28 protein-coding genes are annotated in these 23,715 nt (G+C 57.8%); 7 read left to right on the plus strand and 21 right to left on the minus strand.

Annotated features, from left to right (window positions below; genetic code table 11):
• Positions 1 to 9: 9 nt before the first annotated feature.
• The 14 genes from tolA to H035_RS0116320 form a co-directional block, all read right to left on the minus strand.
• A complete protein-coding gene (gene tolA / locus H035_RS20325; RefSeq protein WP_022950019.1) occupies positions 10 to 915 on the minus strand; it encodes a cell envelope integrity protein TolA in 906 nt (301 codons plus the stop codon).
• Entirely contained in the window at positions 912 to 1,334 is a 423-nt protein-coding gene (tolR, locus tag H035_RS0116260) for a protein TolR (RefSeq protein WP_026596728.1), read from the minus strand. Before tolR ends, tolA begins: the two co-directional genes overlap by 4 nt.
• Before the next feature lie 53 nt (positions 1,335 to 1,387).
• Positions 1,388 to 2,050, minus strand: coding sequence for a protein TolQ (gene tolQ / locus H035_RS0116265; RefSeq protein WP_026596729.1), 663 nt, complete (start codon positions 2,048 to 2,050; stop codon positions 1,388 to 1,390).
• Positions 2,043 to 2,447 (minus strand): tol-pal system-associated acyl-CoA thioesterase, encoded by a 405-nt coding sequence (gene ybgC / locus H035_RS0116270; protein ID WP_022950021.1) that lies wholly within the window; start codon positions 2,445 to 2,447, stop codon positions 2,043 to 2,045. The genes tolQ and ybgC overlap by 8 nt, the downstream gene beginning before the upstream one ends.
• Positions 2,444 to 3,166, minus strand: coding sequence for a ribulose-phosphate 3-epimerase (locus H035_RS0116275; RefSeq protein WP_022950022.1), 723 nt, complete (start codon positions 3,164 to 3,166; stop codon positions 2,444 to 2,446). Before H035_RS0116275 ends, ybgC begins: the two co-directional genes overlap by 4 nt.
• Positions 3,159 to 4,184, minus strand: coding sequence for a Holliday junction branch migration DNA helicase RuvB (ruvB, locus tag H035_RS0116280; protein ID WP_022950023.1), 1,026 nt, complete (start codon positions 4,182 to 4,184; stop codon positions 3,159 to 3,161). Before ruvB ends, H035_RS0116275 begins: the two co-directional genes overlap by 8 nt.
• Positions 4,181 to 4,768, minus strand: a complete 588-nt coding sequence (gene ruvA, locus H035_RS0116285) for a Holliday junction branch migration protein RuvA (RefSeq protein ID WP_022950024.1) — start codon at positions 4,766 to 4,768, stop codon at positions 4,181 to 4,183. Before ruvA ends, ruvB begins: the two co-directional genes overlap by 4 nt.
• Positions 4,765 to 5,262, minus strand: a complete 498-nt coding sequence (gene ruvC / locus H035_RS0116290) for a crossover junction endodeoxyribonuclease RuvC (RefSeq protein ID WP_026596730.1) — start codon at positions 5,260 to 5,262, stop codon at positions 4,765 to 4,767. Before ruvC ends, ruvA begins: the two co-directional genes overlap by 4 nt.
• A gap of 21 nt (positions 5,263 to 5,283) precedes the next feature.
• Complete coding sequence (locus tag H035_RS0116295) at positions 5,284 to 6,030, minus strand: YebC/PmpR family DNA-binding transcriptional regulator (protein WP_022950026.1); 747 nt, start codon at positions 6,028 to 6,030, stop codon at positions 5,284 to 5,286.
• A 132-nt stretch (positions 6,031 to 6,162) separates the two neighbouring features.
• The gene (locus H035_RS21035) at positions 6,163 to 8,820 is read right to left on the minus strand and encodes a GGDEF domain-containing response regulator (protein WP_022950027.1); all 2,658 of its coding nucleotides are present in this window, start codon (positions 8,818 to 8,820) and stop codon (positions 6,163 to 6,165) included.
• A 5-nt stretch (positions 8,821 to 8,825) separates the two neighbouring features.
• Complete coding sequence (locus tag H035_RS0116305) at positions 8,826 to 9,242, minus strand: response regulator (protein ID WP_026596731.1); 417 nt, start codon at positions 9,240 to 9,242, stop codon at positions 8,826 to 8,828.
• A gap of 2 nt (positions 9,243 to 9,244) precedes the next feature.
• Positions 9,245 to 10,348, minus strand: a complete 1,104-nt coding sequence (locus tag H035_RS21040; protein ID WP_022950029.1) for a sensor histidine kinase — start codon at positions 10,346 to 10,348, stop codon at positions 9,245 to 9,247.
• 32 nt (positions 10,349 to 10,380) lie between these two features.
• Entirely contained in the window at positions 10,381 to 11,253 is an 873-nt protein-coding gene (locus H035_RS21600; RefSeq protein ID WP_022950030.1) for a phosphate-starvation-inducible PsiE family protein, read from the minus strand.
• Positions 11,254 to 11,359: 106 nt separating this feature from the next.
• Positions 11,360 to 11,737 carry a hypothetical protein gene (locus H035_RS0116320; protein WP_152486089.1) on the minus strand — a complete coding sequence of 126 codons (378 nt, stop codon included), beginning with the start codon at positions 11,735 to 11,737 and terminating at the stop codon, positions 11,360 to 11,362.
• 219 nt (positions 11,738 to 11,956) lie between these two features.
• Between H035_RS0116320 and H035_RS0116325 the strand changes: the two genes are divergently transcribed.
• The 3 genes from H035_RS0116325 to H035_RS20345 all read left to right on the plus strand — a co-directional run bounded on the left by H035_RS0116325 (position 11,957) and on the right by H035_RS20345 (position 15,118).
• On the plus strand, positions 11,957 to 12,709 hold the full coding sequence (locus H035_RS0116325) for a pentapeptide repeat-containing protein (protein WP_022950032.1): 753 nt from the start codon (positions 11,957 to 11,959) through the stop codon (positions 12,707 to 12,709).
• Between the two features lie 20 nt (positions 12,710 to 12,729).
• On the plus strand, positions 12,730 to 14,163 hold the full coding sequence (locus H035_RS0116330) for an HDOD domain-containing protein (protein WP_022950033.1): 1,434 nt from the start codon (positions 12,730 to 12,732) through the stop codon (positions 14,161 to 14,163).
• Positions 14,164 to 14,308: 145 nt separating this feature from the next.
• Complete coding sequence (locus H035_RS20345; RefSeq protein ID WP_022950034.1) at positions 14,309 to 15,118, plus strand: UDP-2,3-diacylglucosamine diphosphatase; 810 nt, start codon at positions 14,309 to 14,311, stop codon at positions 15,116 to 15,118.
• A 55-nt stretch (positions 15,119 to 15,173) separates the two neighbouring features.
• Here the strand turns inward: H035_RS20345 and H035_RS0116340 are convergent, their stop codons facing one another.
• Entirely contained in the window at positions 15,174 to 15,689 is a 516-nt protein-coding gene (locus H035_RS0116340) for a DUF2380 domain-containing protein (RefSeq protein ID WP_026596732.1), read from the minus strand.
• A gap of 134 nt (positions 15,690 to 15,823) precedes the next feature.
• On the opposite strand from H035_RS0116340, the gene cspE reads away from it, so the two are divergent.
• From cspE to H035_RS0116355, 3 genes are all read left to right on the plus strand, one after another.
• Positions 15,824 to 16,027, plus strand: coding sequence for a transcription antiterminator/RNA stability regulator CspE (gene cspE, locus H035_RS0116345; protein WP_022950035.1), 204 nt, complete (start codon positions 15,824 to 15,826; stop codon positions 16,025 to 16,027).
• 207 nt (positions 16,028 to 16,234) lie between these two features.
• Entirely contained in the window at positions 16,235 to 16,504 is a 270-nt protein-coding gene (locus tag H035_RS0116350; RefSeq protein ID WP_022950036.1) for an RNA recognition motif domain-containing protein, read from the plus strand.
• Between the two features lie 325 nt (positions 16,505 to 16,829).
• On the plus strand, positions 16,830 to 17,354 hold the full coding sequence (locus H035_RS0116355; protein ID WP_152486090.1) for a hypothetical protein: 525 nt from the start codon (positions 16,830 to 16,832) through the stop codon (positions 17,352 to 17,354).
• A 193-nt stretch (positions 17,355 to 17,547) separates the two neighbouring features.
• On the opposite strand, the gene H035_RS0116360 is transcribed toward H035_RS0116355, so the two are convergent.
• Genes H035_RS0116360 through H035_RS20355 form a run of 4 tightly spaced genes read right to left on the minus strand, consistent with a single transcriptional unit; the run spans position 17,548 to position 21,682 of the window.
• Positions 17,548 to 18,051 (minus strand): gamma-glutamylcyclotransferase family protein, encoded by a 504-nt coding sequence (locus H035_RS0116360; protein WP_022950038.1) that lies wholly within the window; start codon positions 18,049 to 18,051, stop codon positions 17,548 to 17,550.
• A 53-nt stretch (positions 18,052 to 18,104) separates the two neighbouring features.
• Positions 18,105 to 20,102, minus strand: a complete 1,998-nt coding sequence (gene ppk1, locus H035_RS0116365; RefSeq protein ID WP_235044672.1) for a polyphosphate kinase 1 — start codon at positions 20,100 to 20,102, stop codon at positions 18,105 to 18,107.
• A complete protein-coding gene (locus tag H035_RS22550; RefSeq protein ID WP_152486091.1) occupies positions 20,011 to 20,931 on the minus strand; it encodes a lysophospholipid acyltransferase family protein in 921 nt (306 codons plus the stop codon). The genes ppk1 and H035_RS22550 overlap by 92 nt, the downstream gene beginning before the upstream one ends.
• The gene (locus H035_RS20355; protein ID WP_022950041.1) at positions 20,906 to 21,682 is read right to left on the minus strand and encodes a GNAT family N-acetyltransferase; all 777 of its coding nucleotides are present in this window, start codon (positions 21,680 to 21,682) and stop codon (positions 20,906 to 20,908) included. The genes H035_RS22550 and H035_RS20355 overlap by 26 nt, the downstream gene beginning before the upstream one ends.
• A 143-nt stretch (positions 21,683 to 21,825) precedes the next feature.
• Here H035_RS20355 and H035_RS0116380 point away from each other — a divergent pair, with 143 nt between their 5' ends.
• Positions 21,826 to 22,548, plus strand: a complete 723-nt coding sequence (locus H035_RS0116380; RefSeq protein ID WP_022950042.1) for a protein-L-isoaspartate(D-aspartate) O-methyltransferase — start codon at positions 21,826 to 21,828, stop codon at positions 22,546 to 22,548.
• A 74-nt stretch (positions 22,549 to 22,622) separates the two neighbouring features.
• Here H035_RS0116380 and H035_RS0116385 read toward each other — a convergent pair whose 3' ends face one another.
• Both H035_RS0116385 and H035_RS20360 read right to left on the minus strand, forming a co-directional pair.
• A complete protein-coding gene (locus H035_RS0116385) occupies positions 22,623 to 23,000 on the minus strand; it encodes a c-type cytochrome (RefSeq protein ID WP_026596734.1) in 378 nt (125 codons plus the stop codon).
• A 5-nt stretch (positions 23,001 to 23,005) separates the two neighbouring features.
• Complete coding sequence (locus H035_RS20360) at positions 23,006 to 23,605, minus strand: c-type cytochrome (protein WP_051149878.1); 600 nt, start codon at positions 23,603 to 23,605, stop codon at positions 23,006 to 23,008.
• Positions 23,606 to 23,715 lie beyond the last annotated feature (110 nt).

Below are 23,715 nucleotides of genomic sequence, written 5' to 3' on the forward strand. Positions count from 1 at the left end.
TGACCATCATCATCCTTCGGGATCAAACTTGAAATTGAACTCTCGAAACGTTTCGAACACTGCCGGATCGTCCGAAACCGGCAAGGGAGAGGCCTTTCGCACAGCCACCTCGGCGCTGCGATCGAAAGCGGCGTTGCCGCTGGATCGAACCACCCGGGCCTCGACCACCTCGCCGCCGGGAATCAGCCGCACGTGGATTGTACAAGATAAGCCGGTGTGGTACGACGCCGGCCGGAGCCAGTAACTTTCCACTCTTTGCTGGATTCGGTAGCTAGCTTCGTTCACCGCCGCCTGTATCTCTTGCTGCTTTCTCGCCGCTTCCGCCTTCTTTCGGGCTGCTTCGGCCTTGCGGCGGGCGGCCTCCTCGGCCTTGCGGCGAGCGGCTTCTTCCGCCTTCCGTTTGCGTTCGGCTTCGCGACGCTTTTTTTCTTCTTCCAAGCGTTTGCGCTCCGCCTCTTGGCGCTCCCGTTCCAACTTGGCCAGACGCGCCTTTTCCGCCTGCTCGCGCTTTTTCCTCTCCGCTTGGCGCCGGGCTTCTTCTTCGGCCTTTTGGCGACGCGCCTCGGCCAGGGTCTGGAGTCGCTTTTTCTCTTCCTGTTGTTGGCGCTTCAACGCCGCCAGGCGACGTTCCTCGGCCCGGCGTTGGCGTTCGAGTTTTTCCCGCGCCGCCTGAGCCGCCCGGCGCTCGGCCGCTTCCCGGGCTTCGAGGCGTTGCATTTCCGCCTCCACCTGGGCTTGGTCCACGGCCGTGGCGTGAATGATTTCCCGGGGTTGGGGGGGTGTCGGGGACGGTGTGGATGAAGCGTCCCAGCGGAAAAGCAACAAGCCCAGCAGGACAAGATGCATCGCCAGTGAAGCAAAAAAGGGAACCCCCCAGAGCGAAGGGCGATTTGGCGCCGAGATTCGATCGGTCATGGCTGCATCGGCCGGGTCAGCAGTCCCACTTGTTCCACGCCCGCCTCCTGCAGCGCCGCCATTACCCGAACCACGCGCCCGTAAGGCACCTGGTCGTCGCCGGCCACCAACACTCGGGTCTCCGGTTTAAGACGCAATTCAGCGGCGACCCTGGCCAATAGGGTCTTATATTCCACCGCTTCGCGATCGCGCCCCGAGGCCACGTAAAACTGGCCGTCACCGGCGACGGTGACGATCAAAGGCGGCGTATCCTCGGTCGCCACGGGTTTGGCCTCGGCTTGCGGCAGGTTCACGTCCACCCCGCTTTGCAGCAAGGGGGCGGTGACCATGAAAATGATCAACAGCACCAAGGTGACGTCGATGTAAGGCACCACGTTGATCTCGGCCATGGGCCGTCGACGGGGTCTCTCTCTTGTCATCGGGAGCTTCTTAATCCTTTATATTCGTCCACGGTTAAACGCGCCTTTGCGAGTCACTTTTCCAAAGCCCGCTGCTGCAGCAGGCACAAAAATTCCTCGGCGAAATGCTCGTAGCGCCGTCCCAGTCGATCGATGCGATTGGTATAGCGGTTATAGGCGATCACCGCCGGAATGGCGGCGAACAGCCCCATGGCGGTGGCGATCAGGGCTTCGGCGATACCCGGCGCCACCAGGGACAAGGTGGCTTGTTGGACATTCGCCAAGGCACGGAAGGAATTCATGATCCCCCACACGGTGCCGAACAGGCCCACGTAAGGACTGGTGGAGCCCACCGTGGCCAGAAACGGCAAGCGTTCATCCAGCGCTTCCAGAGCCCGTCCAACGCCCACCCGCATGGCCCGTTCGACGTTTTCGGACAACAAGGCGGGAGGCGCCTCACGCTTGAACAGGCGGACGAACTCCCGGTAACCGCTGAGGAACACCGTCTCCAGTCCGCGGGGTTCGGCTTTGACCAGCTGTTTGTACAACTCGGCCAAATCGATGCCCGACCAGAAGCGGCCTTCGAACACTTCGGCCTCGGTCTCGGCGCGTTTGAGCTCGCGGGATTTTTGAAAAATCACCGCCCAGGAAAATACGGAGGCGGCGAGCAGCAAAGTCATCACCGCTTGCACCAGCAGACTGGCGTTGAGGATCAAATCGAGCAGGGATTCATTCATGGCAAGGCAATGCTTTCCTTAAATTTTCAGGCATGGGCCGCGGCCGGAAGGCTCCGGCATCCAAGCAGGCGATGCGCACCCGGCCCTCGCACAACACCGCCTCGTCATTGCGCACCGTCTGGAAAAAATCCAGGCTGGCGCGCCGATAATCGGTCAATTTACAGCTCACCTCGAGCAGGTCGTTGAAGCGGGCCGGACGCAGATACTCGGCCTCGATGGATCGAACCGCGAACAGCACGCCTTCCCGCGCTCTGAGCTCATCCTGCTCGAAGCCCAGGGCGCGCAGGAATTCGGTCCGCGCCCGTTCGAAAAACTTCAGATAATTGGCGTAATAGACCACGCCGCCGGCGTCGGTGTCCTCGTAATAAACCCGTACCGGCCAGGTAAACGGCTTCATGACCCTTCGCGTTTTCGCAATTGCAATCCTTTCGCCACGGCGCAATGCATGGTGGCTAAATTTTCCTCCAAGGAACCGTCCCGATGAAACAAGCTCTGAGTACCGGCCACCAACACGTCCGCGCCGGCGCCCACCAAGTCCGGAATGTTGGCGAACGATACCCGCCCGTCGATCTCGATGGCCACCTCGTCGAAACCGCGCTCGTCCAGGAACTTGCGGCATTCGGCCACCCGCTGCCGGGCGTAGGGAACCTGGGTCACCCCCGGATGACCGGCGAAACCCGGATTGATCAACATCAACAGCACGTAATCGATGCGATCCAGGCAATACTCCAACACCCTGAGCGGCGTGGCCGGCTTGAGCGCGATGCCGGAACAAATACCGCTCCCGTGCAGCTTTTCCAGGAGGCGGTCCACATGTCCGGCCGATTCGTAATGGAAACACAGCCGTTCCACCCCGATATCGATCATTTCATCAATGAAAAAGTCGTGTTCGGTCACCATCAAGTGGACGTCGAACGGCAGATCCGTGCGGGGCTTGAGTTGACGCACCGCCTCGATCCCCAAGGGCATACTGGGACTGAAATGGCCGTCGATCAGATCCACATGGAGAAAGTCCACGTTGAGCGTATCCAAGGCCTTCACCTCCCGCGCCAGCCGGCATTGATCGACGCAAATGAGAGAAGGTGCGAGGGCGACGGCGGTATCTTGCTCAGTCAAACAAATTTTCATTGGCGCCACCGGGAGGGTTGAGTCCGAAGTGGAGATAGGCTTGCGGAGTTGCCGTCCGACCGCGCGGCGTCCGCATCATGAATCCTTGCTGGATGAGATAAGGCTCGAGCACGTCCTCGATGGTGCCGCGCTCTTCGCCGATCGCGGCGGCCAGGCTGTCCAATCCCACCGGTCCGCCGCCGAATTTCTCGATCAAGGTGATGAGCAGCTGCCGATCGAGCTGGTCGAAGCCGTTGGGGTCCACCTTGAGCATCTCCAACGCGCCGGCGGCGATGGGCTGAGTCACCCGCCCGTTGCCCTTGACCTGGGCGTAGTCGCGTACCCGCCGGAGCAGGCGATTGGCGATTCGGGGCGTGCCGCGCGCGCGGCGGGCGATCTCCCGAGCGCCGTCGGACTCGATCTCCAGGCCCAAGATCCGCGCCGAGCGGGTGACGATGCGGGCCAAATCGCCCGCCGAATAAAACTCCAGCCGGTGAACGATGCCGAAACGGTCGCGCAGGGGGGAAGTCAAAAGACCGGCGCGGGTGGTGGCCCCCACCAGGGTGAAAGACGGCAAATCCAGTTTGATGGAACGGGCCGCCGGCCCCTCGCCGATGACGATGTCGAGCTGGAAATCCTCCATCGCCGGATACAGCACTTCCTCCACCACCGGACTCAAGCGGTGGATCTCGTCGATGAACAATACGTCGTGACGTTCCAGGTTGGTCAGAATCGCGGCCAGATCCCCGGGCTTTTCCAGCACCGGCCCGGAGGTCTGGCGCAGATTGACCCCCATCTCGTGGGCGATGATATGGGCCAGGGTCGTCTTCCCCAATCCGGGCGGGCCGAAAATCAGCACGTGATCGAGGGATTCCCCCCGCCCCCGGGCCGCCTCGATGAAGATGGAGAATTGTTCCTTGAGCTGCGGCTGGCCGATGTAGTCGGCCAGGCTGCGAGGACGGATCGCCCGGTCCAGGGCCTCCTCTTCGCTGAGCTGGACGGGGCCGACGACGCGGTCTTCGATCATTGCGCCCCCGCGCTTTGCAGGGCCAGGCGGATCAATTCCTCCACCGAATCGGCGCGATCCGCGACCCGTTTAAGCAACCGCTGGGCTTCCTGCGGCTTGTAGCCGAGCGCGGTCAAGGCATCGAACGCCTCGCGCGCCGGATCGGCGGCCGCCCCCACCGGCAGCGCTGCAGCGGAGGTGGACTGCGGCAGACGATCGCGCAACTCGACGATCAAACGTTCGGCGGTCTTTTTGCCGATCCCCGGCAAGCGTTGAAGACTCAAGGCATCGCCTTGGCTAACGCAGCGCTGGAACTCATCGGTGCTGAGACCGGAAAGGATCGCCAGCGCCAAGCGCGCCCCTACTCCGTTGACTCGGATCAACGAGCGAAACAGGACCCGCTCGGATTCGGTGGCGAAACCGAACAAAACGTGGGCATCCTCGCGCACCGCTAGATGGGTGAAGAGGGTCACTTCTCCGCCCGTTTCGGGCAATTGGTAGAAGGTGGACATGGGCGCGTCCACCTCGTATCCCACACCATTCACATCGATCAACAGCGACGGCGGTTGTTTGGCAGCCAGGGTACCGCGCAGAAAGCCGATCATGCCACGCTCACGGCATAGCGTTGCCGGGTTTGCTGGTAATGGGCATGGCACATGGCCACCGCCAGGGCGTCGCTGGCGTCCAAAGGAAGCTCGGCGTGAAAATTGAGAAGCATTTTAACCATATGCTGCACCTGCAACTTGTCGGCCCCTCCCTTGCCCACCAACGCCTGTTTGACTTGGCGGGTGGCGTACTCGTAAATCGAGAGGTCCCGTGCCAATCCGGCGCAAATGGCCGCGCCCCGCGCCTGCCCCAGTTTAAGGGCGGAATCGGCGTTTTTGTGCACGAACACCTGTTCGATCGCCATCGCTTCGGGCCGGTACTCGCCGACCACTTCCAGCACACCGTCGTAGACGATTTTAAGGCGACTGGGAAAGTCGTCGGCCACACTTCGGACGCATCCTGCCGCCACCAGCCGCATTCGCGATCCTTCCACATCCACCACCCCGAAACCGGTAATCCGCGAGCCGGGGTCAATCCCTAAGATTCTGGGCACCATTCCCAACCATTGGGCTCGTTATTCGATCGCCGCCAGCACTTCTTCGCTGATGTCGGCGTTGGAGTATACCTGCTGGACGTCGTCCAGATCCTCCAACCGCTCCAGCAAGCGTACCATTTTCTCCGCCTCGCGGGCTTCCAACGCCACCGACGTGCTGGCGCGCATGGTGACCTCGGCCGTTTCCGGCGCCTGGCCGGCATCGATCAATACCTGCTTGGCGGTCTCGAAATTTTCCGGCGGAGTCAGCACCTCGATGCTACCGTCCTCGCCCGTAATCACGTCGTCGGCACCGGCTTCCAAGGCCGCCTCGGTGATCGCATCCTCGTCGCTGCCGGGCGGATACGTGAACATGGCCGTATGAGTGAACAGATAGGCCACCGAGCCATCGGTGCCGAGATTGCCGCCGGCCTTGCTGAACGCATGCCGAACCTCGGCGACGGTACGATTGCGGTTATCGGTGAGGCAATCCACCATCACCGCTATCCCGCCGGGACCGTAACCCTCGTAACGGACCGCCTCGAAATCGTTCCCGTCCTGGCCGCCGGAACCCTTGGTGATGGCCCGCTGAACGGTGTCCTTGGGCATGTTTTGGGAAAGCGCTTTGTCAATCGCCGCTCGCAGACGCGGGTTGGTGGAAGGGTCGTCTCCTCCCAACCGGGTCGCGACGGTGATTTCCCGAATCAGTTTGGTGAAGATCTTACCGCGCTTGGCATCCTGCGCGTTTTTACGATGACGAATGTTCGCCCATTTACTGTGTCCTGCCATAGCCTCTTTTAAATCAATAACAACGAATCTGGGTTTTTCTATTATACAGGTGGGAACCCCCCTCATCACGCCGGCAAATAGTGCGATATTCGCCCGGGATTTAGCCTGCCCGACCCAATAGCGCGGTATCGGTTAACCTTTTTTCTGTCCGATAGCCATCGGAATATCCATTTCCTCCCAAGGTCGCGGAATCTTAACGGCATCACCCTGAGCATAATCCACTCCGAGCTCTTGTAACACTTCAAGAATCGATTCACTGTCCGCGCACTGCCCCACCGTCTGAATACCCATCGCATGAGCGGCTTGGTTGATCGCTTCGGCGACGGCCTGTTTGGTCGGGTCTTCAGCCAGGTTTTGGATAAAACTGCCATCCAATTTCAAAAAATCCACCGTCAACGTTTTCAGATGGTCGAAGGAGGCGATGACACTGTTGAAATTCTTGATGATGAATAAGCAACCAAGCGCTTTGAGCTCCTGGATGGATTGCCGGGCTTGATTCAGATGGGTGAGTGTGGCGGATTCGACGATTTCGAAACACAACGCAGGGGCGGGGGCTCCGTGCACAGTGAGCAATTGCCGAACAAATTCAATGAAGTGGTCTTCGGTCAACGACGCAATGGATAGATTGACCGCATAGACGGGCAAACTGTCCGGCGCGGTCTGGCGATGCTTTTCCGCGATGTGGGCGACGACTTTGCGCAGCACCCAACGGTCGATGGCCGGCACCAGATGATAGCGCTCCGCCACCGGCATAAATGCCCCGGGATCGACCAGGCTGCCGTCTTTCTCCACTAAGCGAAGCAGAATTTCATAGTGCGGTCGACCAGTCGCCCGAGCAAGGCGGCTGACGGGTTGATAATAAAGGCGGAAGCGATCTTCATCCATGGTCCGGGTAAGACGCGCCACCCACTCTCTCTGGGCTCGCTGCTCGGCAATTCCGGCATCATGCGGTTTGAACACATGCACGCGGCTGCGCCCTTTTTCCTTGGCCATATAGCAAGCTGCATCGGCGGCGCTGAGAATGGAAGCAATATCGCCGTTTCTCAGCGCCGCCACCCCGATGCTTACACCTACCGGAAAGGTCTTGTCTTCCCAGGTGAAATGGAAGTTCCGCACGATTTCGCAAAGCTCGATGGCAAGACTCCGGGCTTGGTCGAGCGAACAGTGTTCGAGCAGCAAGGCAAACTCGTCCCCTCCCAATCGTGCCAACGTATCACGCTGACGCAGCTTGGACTGAAGTAGGGCACTGAGCGAGCGCAGCAACTCATCGCCGGCGGCATGACCGCAGGCATCGTTGACGTACTTGAATTGATCCAGATCGAGATAGCACAGCGCATGCTCGGAGGGGGCTTCACGCGTACTATCCAGCACTCTGGCCATGCGCCGCTCGAGCTCCGTGCGGTTGACGAGGCCGGTAAGAGGATCATGGGAAGCCTGATAGGAAAGCTGTTGAGTTAAAGCCTGAAACTCGGTCGCGTCCCGGAGCAGGAGCACCGCCCCGGTGATCCTCCCTTCCACCAGGACCGGATAGGAGGAACATTCGGCATGAAAAGAACTACCGTCCTTGCGCTGGAGCCGGTGCGTGGATCGATGCCCCCTCTGGGAGAAGAAGTCATAGCCCGCCCCCGCCTCCGCGGGGCACGTCTCCTTGTTGGCGTCACGATAAATTTTTTGGGCGATGTCCTGCCCCAAAAACTCTTCCCGTGTATAGCCCAGCATGTCGAGAGCAGCCTCATTGATGAAGGTACAAGCACCTTCGGTATCGAGCCCCAAAATACCTTCTCCGACTGAATCCAACAATAAGCGGAAGCGGGCTTCACTCTGGCGCAACGCGGTTTCCACCCGCCTGCGCTCGTAAAGTTCACGATCCAGGTTGGTATTGGCGGCTTTTAGAATTTCACTCTGTTTTTCCAACTGGGTCGTGCGCTGGGCCACCAAATCCTCGAGGCGCCGGCGGTAATATTCCAACTCTTGTTCGGTTTCCTTGTCTTCCGTGATATCCACGAGAACGCCTTGTAAAAAAAGCGGCAGGTCCGCTTCGTCGCACACCACATTCCCTTCGTCCAGAAACCAGCGCGCCCGTCCATCCCGCGTCAAGAGCCGGTATTCGCGGCGCAGCGCAACATGCTGCTCACAGGTTTTGGCGTAGGCTTCGATCACGCGCTCGCGGTCGTCCGGATGAATCCGATTGAGCAGCCCGTCCGGCTCGTCGAACCATTTTTCAAAGGGGAATCCCAACTGTTGAATCTGGGGATTGATGTACAGTAGTTTTCCCGGCGTCTCGAGCGAAGCGATATAAGTGATGGCCGGAATTTGCTCCACCAAAGTACGATACTTGGCTTCGGCCTCGCGTAGCCGTTTCTCGGCCGCCACCTTTTCCTGGATAATTCGCTGTTCGCGCAGCATCCGAATGACAGCGGCCGGAAGCCACTGCAGGAACGCCTGCTCCGCATCCTTGACCAAATAATCGCGCGCGCCGCGCTTCAGTGCTTCCACCGCGACCTGGGCACTGTCCGTACCGGTCAACATCACCACGGGTATCGGCAGCTCACCGTTTTCCTCGACAAGCTCGGCGAGAAATTCCACGCCGCTAAAATCCGGCAAACGGTGGTCGAGCACGATGCAATCGAGCCGCTCGTTACGGGCGAGTTCGAGCCCCTGCCTGCCGGTTTCGGCCTCCAGAATCACATACTGGTTAGTTGCGTCTTGTGCCAGAGCTCGCCGGCAGGCCAGGCGGTCGACTCGATCGTCGTCCACCAGCAGCAAGCGGATGATCGGAATGTTGGACATGGCGTTCACTCCGGTAATTCACTGAGGGTCCAGTAAACATCGATGGTGCGTATCGTCTCGACAAATTGTCCATAGTCCACGGGCTTGCGCATATAGCCGGCCACCCCGAGATCAAAACTTTCTACTTTGTCTTCCTGCTCCTCGGATGTGGTGAGCACAACGACCGGAAGATACCTTAACTCCGGGTCCGCTTTGATCGCGCGCAAAAATTCGATGCCATTCATGATGGGCATGTTGAGATCGAGCAAGAGAATACAGGGTCGCTCCTTGCTTGGATCGCTTAGATAAACGAGCGCCTCCTCACCGTGCTCCACATGCGCCAGGGGATTGCCCACGTGCAATTCCTTGAGAGCGCGCCGGACAGTCATGGCATCCACTTGATCGTCTTCGATTAACAGAATGGGTTTGGTTTTCAATCGCATGATCACTTTTGTTTTGGGAGTGTTTCGGGGATTCTTTTCGGCAAGGTAAAGAAAAAGGTGGTGCCTTGACCGACAGCGGATTCGACCCAAACACGGCCTTCGAATTGTTCGGCGATCTTCTTGACAATCGCAAGCCCCACACCTGTACTCTCCACCCGATCTCGCGGATTCAAGGTCTGGAATAGATGGAAAATGCGGTCGAAATGACGCGACTCGATCCCCGGGCCGTTGTCCGCCACGCTGAACCGCCAACTTTCGCCTTGGTCGGCCCAATCAATTCGAATCCGTCCCCGGGGCTTGTCCATGAAGCGGAGCGCATTGGCGATGAGGTTCTGGAACAACTGTTGGATTCGGATCTTTTCCGCCCGGATCGTCGGCATATCGGCGGCGACGGTGACAGTGACGTGGGCGGGCGGCGCCAGCGAATCGATCACTTCGTGCACCAATTCGTTGAGATCGACCGCGACCTGCGCTTCATGGATTCGTCCGATGCGAGAATACCGCAATACGCCGTCGATCAGGGCATCCATGCGCCGTACCCTTTGGATGAGCAAACGCAGATGCTCCTGCCCTTCGGCGTCGAGACGTTCTTTCTGATCGGTAGCGATCCAGTCGGCCAGCGAGCCGATGGCGCGCAAGGGTGCCTTGAGATCATGGGAAACCACATGAGCGAAGTTCTTGAGCTCTTCGTTGGCGATTTCCAAATCGTGGATCAAGTGTGCCTGCTCGCGTGCCTTTTCCGCCTCCAACCGTTTGCGCTCAGTGACATCATACACCGTCGCCAGTACCAAACCGCTATCCATGGGGCTGAGACTCACGTCCGCAGCGAACTCGTTTCCGTCTTTGCGCAAGCCATAAATATCGAGCCCGGCGCCCATGGTGCGGCTTTTGGGTCGCACGGCGAATTCGGCACGCCTTGCGCTATGGGTTGCGCGAAATCGCCGGGGAATCATGTCTTCGAGCGTGAGCTCCAAGAATTCATCCAAGGTATAACCGAACAATCGTTCGGCGGCGGGATTGGCAAACAGAAGTCTACCGTCGGGAGCGACGAGAAGCATCGCATCCGCGGCGATTTCCAGTAACTCGCGGAGACTTTTCTTCTCCAAGATAGCCAGTGCGGCTCGTCGTGACGGCAGTTTTATTCCTCCATTTCCTCGGTATTTTCATCGACCCTTCCAAGGAGCCAATAAGTGATCCCGAGCGCCAACACCACTACCCCGGTCGCGGCCACGAATGGCCAATCGATGATTTTGAAATCCAGCACGATCACTTTCCGGGAAACGGCCATCAACGCGGTCGCCACCACCAAGCGAACCGGGATCACATCGGTGCGCAAATAAAGCGTAATGTTGATAAAAATCTCGATCGCGATCAATACCGCAAGAAAAGCGCCGAACACGGCAAAAATATCACTGACCTCAAGCAGAAAAAGCGGCGGCTTCGACAATCTTTGATAAAGGGTCCAAAGCACATCGAAAACACTCAGGATAATCAACCCGGTCATCAATATCGCCAGTACTCGAACCGCCCCCAGAATCGTCTTGTGCAGCACTCGAATCAATGGATCTTCGTGCTCGGTGGGCAATTCCTCGTACCGACGCCGTTTCGTCCATTCCTGTTGAAAATGGCGGGACATGGTATCGAGAATCTGCTGCTGGCCACGCACGGTCTCCTCTTCGGTCGCCGGCTTTCCTTCAACCAAAGAAGCAAACTCCCGATCGGACAGCCTCTTGAATGCCATACCGAAATCCTCGAACTCGCGCGTGTCGATGGGAACTTTTTCGATTACCCGAACGCCGACGTGGCGGGAATCCTTTTTGATCCGCTTGAAGGTCTCTTCCACCGCTTCTCTGGAACCTTCCAAGGTCTGCAAGAACATCTTATTGCCGTAGAATAAAATGCCGGTCACGCCGCAAGCGCCATTGTTGGCGCGACTGACCGTCAGCAACCCATCCAACTCCTGATCACTGAAGGATTGCCGCGCCTGGCTGATGTAACTGAGCCTTATCATTATTCCCCTCCTCCGAGCGGATCACCTCAACCCTTGACCCCGTTTCTCGGCAGTATACCATCCAGCCAATCGACAAGAGCAGGAAGCACAAACGTGAGGCACAGTGCTAGTCGCGTTGATGACGGCGCCCGCGTCCGGCTGATTTACGCGATCGCCCCGAGCGTAATCGAGAATCCCGCCGACCGTTATTTTTCAGCTTATGATGTTTTCCCGCCTGCTGAGCCCGGGCGACCGAGGCGGCGGCGTGGGCATCCTCCCGAGCCGCCTCCCGTTCGAGCAATTCGAGTTCGGCGAGCACCGCCGCCGGCGCCACATCCAATAGCCGCTCTCCATCCAGACCGAGGATATCGATCCGATCTCTGAGCTCGGGACCCAAAGGCAAACTCAAGTCGGTCCCCACGCCGTCATTCGGCAGGCAACCCCACCTTGCTCGCACATAGGACTGAATCAAGGCGCCAATCTGCTCCGCCTTTCGTTTCGACATATCTTGAATCAACATTTACCAGGATTTTGCACGCCCGAGGTGTATCTCCCTGCGAAGCGGGTGCCCCTTTTCGCATCGAACAAGAACAGGGAGCAACTCACGAATATATGGTTGGGGCCCAAACTCGCGTCGATGATAGTATGAGACAAGGACTAACGTATAAAATTGAACGTATCAATTTGAGCTTACGCGGATACTCTCCCCATCGGAGGATTTGCCATGTTACAGCGATTTTATTCACTCGCCGTCTTGACTCTGTCGCTTCTGATTGCGCTTCCCTTATCGGCGGCCGACCTGACCCGCAATCAGGTGGTGGCGCTTTTAGAGAAAGCCACCCCGGACCGACCCGCCGATCTCAGGCGCAAGGATCTCAAGCGCGTGGACTTGTCCGGATTGGACCTTCGCCACGCTGATTTATGGGGCGCCGACTTGCGCTACGCCAATCTCAGCCGCGCCAACCTCGCCGGGCAAAATCTGGATCTGACCATTATGCGCGGCACCGACTTGTCTCACGCCAATTTGGAAAACGCGAGTATTTTCGGCGTAACCATGATCGGCGCCAATCTTACCGGCGTCAACCTTAGAAACAGCCGGGTCATGGCCACTTTGGACCGGGCCAAGCTGGTGGGCGCCGACATCGAAGGTTCGTTTTGGGGCGCCGACATGAAAAACCAGAGCATGGGGCTGATGCGCGCCAGCTGCAACAACGCCGATTTCACCGATGCCAATCTGAAAAACGCCGACTTCAATCGGGTCCTGCTGCGTTTCGCCAGGCTGAAAAACGCAAATATGGAGGGCATCGACCTGTTCCGTGCCGATTTGTCGGGCGCCAACCTCGCGGGAGCCAAGCTGAACAACGCCGATCTGCGCAAGGCCAAGCTGAAACAGGCCGATTTCACCGGCGCCGAGGTAGAAGGGGCGAAATTCGAAGAAGCTGAAGGCCTTTCCTCCACCCGGGGGCTTGAACATTAAACGAAGATGGCGTTTCACCCATGTCAGAGCTGAAAAAATGGGCCGGTATTATCTGTCAACAAGATCTCCCCATTTTCCGTTACACCATTAACGCCATCAATAATATCGTATCCAACGAAGATGCATCGACGACCGAACTCGCCCAGGTCATCTTGCAAGATGCCACCCTCACCGCTCGCATTCTGAGAATCGCCAACAGCGCGACTTACAATCCTACTGCGTCGTCGATCAACACCATCAGCCGGGCGATTGTCATTCTCGGTTTCAATATGGTGCGCGATCTCAGTCTTTCGCTGGCGATCATCGACGCGCTCTTGAACCTCAAAGGCAGACAGCACGCATTTCGCTTAATGGCACGCTCGTTCCATGCCGCGGTGCAGGCCAAATCCATCGCCGAGGAACGGGGGGACGACGCCCCCGAAGAGATTTTCATCGCCGCCTTGCTCTATTATATCGGCGAAATGGCTTTCTGGTGCGTTGCCGGGCAAGAAGGCGAAAGAATACTCCACTTGACCGACGATAAAGGTTATCCGCCGGAAATGGCGCAACGGCAAGTCTTGGGATTCACCTTCAATCAACTGACCATCGCCCTGACTCAGGATTGGCACCTGAGCGATTTGCTGCACAGCGCCATCAACCAACCGCACCTCAAAAATCCGCGCATCAAGGACATCATCTACGGCCACAAATTGGCCGTATCCGCGGAAAAAGGCTGGAACGCCAAAACCACACACGAATTGATCCGAACCATCGCCCCCTACCTGGGACTCGAACCCGAGAAAACCCAGGCGCATCTCTGTCATAACGCCGTCAAGGCGATGGATGTGGCAAAGCTGTTCGGCGCCTCATCCATTATCGAGTATCTGCCCATCCCTGAAAATAGCAGCGCGGAGGGAACCTCGGCCGATTGTCAGGAAGCGGAAAAATATCCATCCCCCGACCCAATCCTTCAGTTAAATATTTTGCACGACCTGTCCCGCATTCTGGAGAAACAGCCCAACATCAATCTTACCCTGGAGACGGTTCTCGAAGGCATTTATCGCGGCGTCGGCATGGATCGTACGCTGTTTGCGTTACTCACTCCGGATAAAAAGCGCATTCATGGAAAATACGCCCTCGGAGAAGACAACCAACTTTTCACCCAAAAGTTTCAGTTCGAACTCGGGCAAGTCCCATTTTTCGACTGGCTCTTCAAGCACAAAGACGCGATATGGATAAAAAACACCCAAGATCCGGAAAACCAGCCCCTTATCGTCAATCAATTACTGGAGATAATCGCCGCGCCGGCATTTTTTGCTTTTCCGTTGATTCTCAACACGACGCCCATCGGCATCGTTTACGCGGATCGGCAACCCAGTATGCGCAAACTCGACGCGGACAGTTTCGAAAGCTTCCGCCATTTTTGCATTCAGGCGAAAATGGCGATCGAATACACCTCCCTGAAAAAACGCTGAGACTCGGTCATGCCTGTCATCAAACGAACGCGGAAATCATCCAATTTCCGTTAAAGTAACAGAATTTTCACCCAATCCACCCGATTCTGTAACAACGATCCGCCACAATTTCCCCTCGATTCAATGGCACCGTGGGGAAAGATTCATGAAATTGCATTGCCGCACCGTCTGCCTCTCCGACATTCACCTCGGCACCCGCAACTGCAAGGCGGAAGAATTGGTCGACTTTCTCCGCCGCCTCCACTGCGACACCCTATATCTGGTGGGGGATGTCATCGATTTTTGGCGTTTGAAACAAGCCGGCTGGTACTGGCCCGCCGCCCACAACGAGGTCGTTCGTCAACTGCTGACCTTGGCGCAGAACGGCACTCGGGTGGTCTATATTCCCGGCAACCACGACGAGTTGCTGCGCGGTTACGTGGGAACCGAGTTCAACGGCATCGAGATCGCCTCGCGTTGCGTTCACGAAAGCGCCGATGGCCGCCGGCTGATGATTCTTCACGGCGACGAATTCGACGCGGTGATTTGCTCCAGCCCCTGGCTCAGCACCTTCGGCAGCCGCAGCTACGACGCCCTGCTGGGGCTGAATCATTGGGTCAATCTCGGGCGGCGCAAACTCGGCCTGCCCTATTGGTCGTTCGCGTCTTTTCTCAAATCCCGGGTCAAAAACGCGGTCGATTACATTGCCACCTTCGAGCAAGCGCTCATTCACAGCGCCCATCGTCAGCAAGTGGACGGGATCTTTTGCGGCCACATTCATCATCCCGCCCTGCGTCAAGCGGGAGGCATCCTCTACGGCAATTGCGGCGACTGGGTGGAACACTGCACGGCACTGATGGAGGACGCAACCGGTCAGTGGTCACAGCTCTTTTGGATGGAAGACCGTGCCCGCCTGCTCACCGATATCCGGCAGGCCGGTGCGCTGCCAACAACTCGCCAAAGAAGGGCGGCCTAGAACGCATCCCGATGGCGCGGCGTGTCGACATTGGTGAATGTTTCGGAGGCCGCAATCAACGCTTATTGTGTTGCCTGATCGTCGAGGCTATTTGCCGGGCAAGACGGGCCACGCCTTTGCCGGTGACTTTTTCGGGAGGGCCTTTGACCTCCACGATGAATTCCTCTACCAGCTCGCCGGTTTGCGCGGAGACCAAGCGGGCGAACAAATAAACGAACAAAAAGCTCGCTTTATGGACCCGGCCCACCACGACCCACTCGGCACCGACATCGCGTCCCAGTCGGGCGGCCACATCGGAATGCTCGAACAGATAACCGAACCCCTTGTTTGCCGCCTGCTGAGCGGCGGGATCCAATACAACAATGCGATACTTCCATCGATTCCTCAAGATTTCTTGCAAGGACGGCTTGATGGAGGCGGTCCGATCCATTTCTTCCTGGGTGCGGGGCTTAAGCGTCAAATCCTTGAGTTCGAAATCGAGAATCGCGATCGATGCATTTTCCGCAAAGGCCGGACTGCACGACAAAATCAACCAGGCGACAATGATCGAATACTTTAGCACCGAATGCATGGGACTCTCCTCGCACCATTTTGTCCGAATGATCGAAGTAAATATGGCCGAATCCGATCGGTTGAAAAATAATTGTGGCATAAATTCAGTGATTGGCCTATAGTAGTTTTGGATTTTGTTTAGGTAAGGTATTCATGGCTACAGGTACTGTTAAATGGTTTAACGAAGCCAAGGGCTTCGGTTTCATCGCTCAGGACGATGGTGGTGCAGACGTGTTCGTTCACTTCAGCGCGATTCAAGGCTCCGGTTTCAGAACCCTGACCGAAGGTCAATCCGTCCAATTCGACGTCGAAAACGGGCCCAAGGGTCCTCAAGCAAGCAACGTCGTTCCTCAATAAACGCTTGCACTGATTGAGCTGAAACGCGCTTGCATGGGCGCGTTTCACGCCCGCCTCAGGAAACTCGCACCGGCAATCCCCATCTCCCCATCGGAGAGGCGGGAGCGTCGGTGGGTTTTTTTCCATTTCTCGTCGTATCCGGTTCGCGACGAGCCCCCCGGTGACCGCCCCGGTCGCTATCAATCCATACAATTCGAGAAATAGCGTATGAAAACACTCTTTGTCGGAAATATCGCACCGCAAGCAACGGAAAACGATATCAAGGAACTTTTCTCCGAATATGGCACGGTGCGCAAGCTGGAACTACCGCGAGACATCTTCACCGGCAAATGCAGGGGGTTTGCTTTTGTCGACATGGAAGGCCATGAAGCCCGCGCCGCCAAAGCCGCCTTGGACGGGAAAACCTTCATGGACAGCCACCTGAAAGTGCGCGACGAGAAACCGCGGCTTAAAAAAGGCCGTCGTCGCCGTCGCTAATCCTCGCCTCAAGGAATACGAAAAACAGAGTTTCGCTCGCCCCGAAGAAAACATACGAAGGTGAGACAAAACGGCTGTCAGGATTTTTGACACTTCCGGTTCGCTCATTGAACACCGCACTGTCGCCTTTTAGCAACTAGCGGATTTTATTGAGAATTTATTTCTGGCTCCAATCTTGCTTAAAAGCTCTACGGCTAACGTTAGCTTAATTAGCTAATTTCGTCCGGACTTCTCGAGGTCGACCGAGACACCTCTAGACCTCAAGCAGTCACGGAAACCAAATAGCCCGGAACGTATAATCAAGAGGAGCTTGTAAATAATGAAGTTGTTATCGAAATTCGCCGTTTCGATTCTTGCTGCCGCCCCTTTCATCTCGGCATGGGCGGATACTCCCCCTGAAGGTTGCTATAATCCGGTACGCGGTTTTGCCGCATCGATCTGCGCAAACACCGATTGCACCACTCAACTCGGCATCTACCAAATCGAATTGAAGCGCCAGTCTCCCGGCGGCAACCCTTGGCTCAGAATGAGTGGAACCTTCCGGGGCACGATCACAGAGCAACCCAATGAATGTGGCGGCATCACTTTAAATCATATTTTCATGGACAAGGACATGGAAGGGACTATTTCCACGAACAATGACGTGGGTTGTCCGATAGGCGGCGACGGGGTCAATACGTTGGAAATCGAAGAAACATTACACGTCGCCCAAGGCACTGGGATCTATGAAGGGCTCGTTCCCGGGGGAACGATCACGCTCACCGGCACGTTGGGTTTGGCGACGGGAATCAATACTTTCGAAGTCACCCCCAGCCCCGACGACGAAATCTGCTTTGACCCCCTACCTTAAATCGGGAACGATTACAGCGACATCCATCAGGATCACACTGACAAAGCCCCGCTTAGATGGCGGGGCTTTGTCGCAATATAAGAACACCCACCGTTGTTCCTCATCGGTCTTAGTCCCGGCGAGGACTGATCCGGGCTTTCGACGCGCTTCGTACAATCGGCCGCATTCTTGCGTGCGGCGTTTTTTGAGCCCGCTAGCCCTCTTCGCCAATGTAGATCGCCATTTCCCTTTCATGTCGATCCGGCTGAGGATCCGAGATGGATTCAACAAGACCGATTCGCGCTACATAACTTTCGGCAAGTCCGTATTCCCTTGCCCCTGTCAGCACATGGTGTTTGTACCAATGATAGGGAAATAACGTCGAATCGATGCTGACAGCATAGTAAGTAAAGGCCTCAAGGGTTTCACCGGAAGGCGTTGCCACTTCGACCGTTTTCTCTTCGTAGCTGTGACCCAGCCCTTCCACGCTATCCAAATGGGGTTTTTCCGTTTCGAAAATATCGAATACCACGCCCATCACGGCATGTGCTTCATTTCCGGTTTCGTGGGCATCACATTTGCTGGAGCCGTCCTTACCTTTTTTATGGAACCTCAAATCATGTCGATCGAGGGTCGCGATCGTGACAAAATTTGCCGATGGCACCCGAGCTTTGAGCCGCTTACTCGACATATTGGAACCATAGGAGAAATAAAGCATATCAATATAGACCTCTCATTGCGGTAAGGTTGAACGCTACCGTGGCCGGCCACTCAATCCAAACGGTCAGCCAATAGCTGAGCCTGCGCCGAGAACGGCGTTTTATGACCGGGCTCGATTCGGGTGTAGCTGCCGTCCGGCTGGAGTTCCCAGCTGCCGGTGGTGTCGCGCAGGGAATAGCGCAGGGTCTCACGAATCACTTGACGTTGGAGGCTGCGCGATTGGATGGGGAAAGCCGCTTCCACCCGGCGGTGTAGATTGCGGATCAGCCAGTCGGCGCTGGCGGCGTAAACTTCCGGCTTACCGTCGTTGCCAAAGTAATAGACCCGACTGTGCTCCAAAAACCGCCCCAATATCGAGCGCACTCGGATGTTGTCCGACATCCCCTTCACGCCCGGCCTCAGGCAGCAGATTCCACGCACGATCAAATCGATCTTGACGCCGGCCCGGGAAGCGGCATAGAGCGCTTCGATAATCTCCGGGTCTTCCAGGCCGTTCATCCGGGCAATGATGCGCCCGCGCTTCCCCTGCCTCGCCAAATCCGCTTCGCGGTGGATTTTGTCGAGGAAGAAACGGTGCAGATCGAACGGCGCTTGCACCAATTTTTGGAGTTTGAAGGCGTGACCCAGCCCGGTGAGCTGATGAAACAAGCGCTGCACATCCTCTCCCAGAATCGGTTCGGCGCTGAGCAAGCCGATATCGGTATAGAATCCGGTGGTGATCTCATGGTAGTTGCCGGTGCTCAAATGCACATAGCGGCGCAGACCTTCCTTCTCCTGGCGTACGATCAACAACATCTTGGCGTGCGTCTTGTAGCCGACCACTCCGTACACCACATGCACCCCCGCCTCGTACAGACGCTCGGCCAGGCGGATGTTGTCGGCTTCGTCGAAGCGGGCGCGGAGCTCGATCACCGCGCTCACCTCCTTGCCGTTCTGGGCCGCCCTAACCAGGGCGTCGGCGATGGAAGATCGGGAGGCGGTCCGGTAAAGGGTTTGGCGAATGGCCAAGACTTTTTCGTCGTCGGTGGCCTGCTCCAGCAAGGCCACCACCGGCGAGAAGGCGTCGTAGGGATGATGGAGCAGCACCTCGCCGCGCCGCAAGACGCCGAAATAATCCTCCTGAGCGACACAACGCTTGGGGATGGCCGGTTTGAACGACGAATACTTGAAATCCGGGCGCTCCACGTCGTCGTATACCGAAGCCAGCCGGTGCAGATTGACCGGACCGTTGACCTGATACAGATCATCTTCCATCACCCCCAGGCAATCGCCCAAATAGCGCGCCACTTCCGGCGGACAGTTATCGGCCACTTCCAGCCGCACCGCCTGCCCGAAACGGCGCTCCTGCTCCAATCGGCCTTGGAGTTCGCGCTTGAGGTCTTCCATTTCCTCTTCGTCGATATACAGCTCGGTATCGCGCGTCACCCGGAATTGATAGCACCCCTCCACGGTCAAGCCGGGAAACAGCTCGCCGACGAAGGCGTGGAGGACCGAAGATAAGAAGACGAAGGCGGTGTCGGTGCCGGCCAATTCTCTCGGCAGACGCACCAACCTGGGCAGGGAGCGGGGAACCGGAAGCAGCGCGTAGCGGTGGCCGCGACCGAAAGCATCGTTGCCGTGGAGGCAGACGATAAAATGAAGGTTCTTGTTGGCGATTCGCGGGAAAGGATGGGCGGGATCGATACTCAGGGGCGTGACCACCGGCAATACCTGTTCGCGCATGTAAGTATTCAGCCAGCTGCGCTGGGCGTTATTCCAATGAGCACGCCGCAGAAAGCGGATGCCCTCTCCGGCCAATGCCGGGATCAACTGGCCATTGAGCAGCCGATACTGATCGTCCACCATGGCGCGCACCCGCTCGTTGAGCGTTCGAAAGAGCGCACCGGTATCGGCCCGATCCACCCCGGTGCCGGTGACGCCGAGACTGATCTTTTTTTTCAGCGCCGCCACCCGGACTTCAAAAAACTCGTCCAGATTGGCGCTGGAAATACATAAAAACCTCAGCCGCTCCAACAACGGCTGAGTCTCGTCCTCCGCCATGGCCAACACCCGGCGGTGGAACGCCAACAAGCTCAATTCCCGATTCAGATAACGCTGCGAGTTCATCCATCCTCAAGCGACGCGGTTCAAGGGGGGCGTGATTTCCATCCGCGGCGGCCAAACCGGCCAGGATATACTTTCGGGCATGCTTGGCCAATGCCTGGCGCTGCTCGGATGCGGGAAGCGGACGGCACCATACGACGGTCGCCGGCACGATGCGAAGACTCAACACCCGCACCAGAGAACTCAGAAAATCATCCTCACCGATGAACGGGGCGCACCGCGCCGCTTTCCCCCGATAACGCAGGCCCACCGGCTGGACGGGCACGGCGGTCTCGTGGACCGCTTGGAAAACAGCAGTACTAAAGGGTAACACAGTTTCGCCTCTAGTGGTCGTGCCCTCGGGAAAGACCACCACCTTATCGCCCGCTTGCAATCGAACGCCGACCGCCCGGACCAAGCCGGCGGTGGCGCGCAGATTGCCCCGGGTCACGAACAGCGTCCCGCTGCGCCGGGCGAGAAATCCCATCAACGGCCAGTCGGCCACCTCGTTCTTGGCGACGAAGGTGACCGGGACCTGGGTTCCAAGCACCAGCACATCCAGCCAGGAAATATGGTTGCAGGGCACCAAGGCCGGACCGGATTCGGGCTCGCCCCGAACCTCCAGGCGCAATCCCAGAATGCGCGCCATCCCCCGGAACCACTTGAGTCGGATCGCCGGGCAGGCGGTTGGCTGCAATCGTTCCAACCAGGGAAAAACGCCGCCCAGGATAGCCGCGCCAAGGAGCAACCAGGTCAGGAAGAGCGCTCCCTTAAGACAGACTCTCGACCAGGCCACGGTCTTTGGTGCGCGTTTCCAGAAAGCGTTTCGAATAGCGACTCTGGATATTGGCCAAGGGCAACAGGATGAACACGTCCATGCAATTGAAGTCTTCGTCCCAATAGGGGTCGCCGCACACCCAAGCACCTACCCGCAGATAGGTTTGCAGCAGGGGCGGGACGCCGCAATCGTCACGGACGCAGTGGAGATCCGGCGGAACCGGGCGGCGCGAGGTTACCTCCAACCAATTGGGCCCCGTCTGCTCGGGCATCAGGCGGCGATAAAACGCTTCCACCGCGAAACCGTCCGGCCCCGGCGGAATGCTGGCGCAACCCATGAGATAGGAAAATCCGCGCTCCCGGGCGTAATGGATCAGCGCCGACCAGAGAATGGTCAGCACGATCCCGCCGCGGCTGGTGCGATCGACGCAAGTGCGCCCGACCTCCAGAAACCGCCCCGGCAGAGTACGCACCGCTCCCAGATCGAATTCCTTCTCCGAATAGAAATGCCCCACCCGATCGGCCGCCGCGTCGCTGAGCAGGCGGGTGCAGCCGACAATCTTCCCGCTGCGGCGGTCGCGCACCACCAAATGGTCGCAATAGGGGTCGAATTGATCCCGGTCGAGCCCATCCGAACCTTCCAGGCGCGCGCCCATTTCCTGGGCGAAGACCCGATAGCGAAGCGCATACGCCTCCCTCACCGTCGCGTCATTCATGGCCACGAAGGCCTCGTAACGGCGGTTGGAGGCGACCGAAAAATCCCGCTGCATGGTTCACTCCCGTGATAATTATCGATCGAGCGAGCATAAGGGCGCCCTGTGACAGGCGTGCGACAGAACCATGAACGTTTGTTGACAAAATAGTCAGGAAGTCGGCATGCTTGGCGGAAATTCGTACCTAAGCGGAACAAGCGATGTTCAAAGCGATATGGTTGGCTTTCCTGCTCCCGCTGGCTGCCTCATGCTGGGCGGAAAACGAGGACGAAGCGGCGCGGGAGCGACTTTTGAATCGCATCGAACAAGATTTTCGCGACACCGCCGCCATGACCGGCAAGCGCGCGCTCGACCCGCGGGTGAAAAAGGCGCTGCGGGAAGTACCCAGGCACCTTTTCGTCGATCCCCCCCACCGCCACCAGGCCTACAAAAACCGGCCCCTCCCCATCGGCTACGGCCAAACCATCTCCCAACCCTATATCGTCGCTTTAATGACCGCGCTGCTCGAACCCCAACCGGATCACACGGTCCTGGAAATCGGGACTGGATCGGGTTATCAGGCGGCGGTCCTGTCCCGTCTGGTGAAAAAGGTATACACCGTCGAGATCATCGAACCCTTGGCCGAACAAGCGCGGAAGCGGCTGCGGGAATTGGGCTATGCCAACGTGGAGGTGCGTCTCGGAGACGGCTATCACGGCTGGAAGGAACACGCGCCCTTCGACGGCATCGTGGTCACCGCGGCCGCCAGCCACATTCCTCAACCCTTGGTCCAACAACTCAAACCCGGCGGACGAATGATCGTTCCGGTGGGTGGGCATTTTCTCACCCAATCCCTGCTGCTGGTGGAAAAAGATCGTGGGGGGCGCGTGATCACGCGGCAGTTGCTGCCGGTCAGGTTCGTCCCCTTGACCGGAAAGCATTGATTGGAAGGACGGGGTTCGGCGCTCCCCGAAAACCCGCCTCAACGCCAACCCGCCATAATTATCGGGATAGACGCTTAATCGAGGGTGTAAAGATAAGCGGCCATATCCCGCGCATCCCGCTCATTCACCCCCAGATCCGGCATCGCCGACAAGGAAGCGATCTCCTGGGGGTGCCGGAGCCATCGGATCATGTTTTCCGGCGTATTGGGCAGACTGCCCGCGATATAGACTCGCTTCGCCATCCGGTCGAGGGGCGGGCCCACCAGGCTGTTGGCGCCTACGACACCGGGAATCACGTGGCAACCGGTGCACGCATACTGTTGCAGCGCCACTTTTCCCCGTTGGGGGTCTCCCTCCATTTCCTGCATGGCAGCAGTGGAAGATTCGTGCCCATGAGCGGACAGCCCCGCCAGCATTCCCAGAAAAACGGCGATCGTTTTATCTAATTGCACGGCCTTTATTCAAGATAGTTTGTGGATGACTGTGTTTCCCTGGAAACAGCCTCTGCGGTTTCCATTGCATTTATTGAGTACGCCATGGACCGATAATCCTTGGGCGAAAGCGCAGGAAGGTACTTCACGAACGCCACGATCGACCAAATTTCATCGTCCCGGAATCGGTACTGCCAGGCGGGCATGCCGGTCATTTTAATTCCGTTGCTGACCACCCAGAAGATTTCGGCCGACGTCAACTCCCGGCCGCTTTCTACTAAGTTGGTGGGCAGCGGAAGCATGCCTTTGCCGGCATCGCCCGGAGCGATACCCGGCGCACCGTGACAGGGCACGCAGTTTTTGTGGTAACGGACGAATCCCGCTTGAATCAGGGATTTATCCTCTAAAGAAGGCGACTCGATGTGTTTGGCACGCTGCCGGATCGATTGTCTCAAGGCGATATCCAAAACCGTATAGACCGGCAGTGTATGCTGGGCAACCGCGGCGATGTTGTACAAGCCGAAATAAACCACCAGCGCCGCCCCCACCACGCCGGCCATCCCCATTATCGCCAGCGCCACGGCGGCGTGGAGAAGAAACTGTTTGAACGGCTTGAATGGCGACATAATCTTACCTAAGCGGGGTCTTTTGCCTTTACAATGCCATCAAGACAATCCCTGGTCACCTCCTCGAATCGGTAAAGGAGCGTCCTATGCACTTAACCGACAGACCGGTA

The organism is Methylohalobius crimeensis 10Ki (genome assembly GCF_000421465.1).
GTDB lineage: Bacteria > Pseudomonadota > Gammaproteobacteria > Methylococcales > Methylothermaceae > Methylohalobius > Methylohalobius crimeensis.